This window comes from Endozoicomonas sp. SESOKO3 (assembly GCF_024606255.1).
The window spans coordinates 1-1086 of sequence record NZ_JAHHPR010000092.1 but is presented as its reverse complement, the minus strand read 5'-3'; the positions used below and the strand labels follow the sequence as shown (position 1 = coordinate 1086).

Sequence of the window (1086 nt, the reverse complement as noted above, 5' to 3'; positions counted from 1 at the left end):
CCCTCCCTTTAATAAGGTTTTTCGCAGTGCTGACTTTGGTTTTTAACAAAAGGTTTTTGATAGAAAAACAGACTCCTTTTCTTGATCTATCCTTCCTCTCTGTTAACCAGAATGCAGCGATAGAATTATTAAACACTCATTCTTTGTGGTACTGCTATTTTTACTACAATTGTCGTTTTCAACCTGTCAGGCTCAACCGCTGACGAGACGCTTTGTTGTCGATTTTGAGCAGAAAGCAGGTTCTCCAGACCAGATCTTTTCTGTAAAGCGTGACCGGCAAACGCTGCCAGACAGCCCAGCAGATATTACCAACAAGGACGGTTATGAAGAATCAGATTCATCGCCTGATGACAAATCAGTTTACGGGGCAAAAACAACCCTTATTGAATCGAATTTCTGGCTATGGCTTTATGCCACTCATCTGTTGGTGGGTTACGGACCGATCCTGACCACCGAAAACCTTCCTTCAAATTCCACCCCTTATTCATGGTTACCTGCAGAAGTGGTTGTTGTCCTCGGCTGGCTTTTAAAAAACTATTGGAACTCCGATTTGCCGTCGTTTAACCTGATCAAACAACAAGAGGCAACATCTTTACTGAAACAGGGAAATCACTTGTTTGCCACCATCACAATGATGTTGGCCTCAGGACATAGCAAACCACAAAACCAACCACCGGGATCATCCAGTCAGGAAACCTCAGGGGCAACCACCCGCCTTACAGGCTCTTTCATCAGCCCCCTGAATACTACTGATTATGACGGTGGTAACGGAGGTTCTCAACAACACTCACATACTTTGGGTTTAAATTGTTTCGTCCATCCCTGTCATGACGTTTGTATTTTTCGACCATCATCCGATAGCGGAGAGCCCGCCGATCGTCCGCCGAACGCCGGACAAAGCCCATGCGCCCATTTGGCCAATGGATACTGCTTTAGCTGCATGAGTCATTTTGGTTCTGTAATCGGTACACGTCAGCAGCAAACCGCGCCTTTAGACATATGGCAAGATATCCCTGCCATTGAACGTCAATACGATTTTGGTCAACTATTTCAATCTCAACCGCAGCAGCAACAGCCGCATAGCAT

General features: G+C 45.6%; 1 protein-coding gene. It reads left to right on the top strand.

Annotation, left to right across the window (positions count from 1 at the left end):
* Positions 1-145: 145 nt before the first annotated feature.
* A partial coding sequence (locus KDK18_RS01480) for a hypothetical protein (protein ID WP_257252676.1) occupies positions 146-1086 on the top strand: 941 nt, incomplete at its 3' end.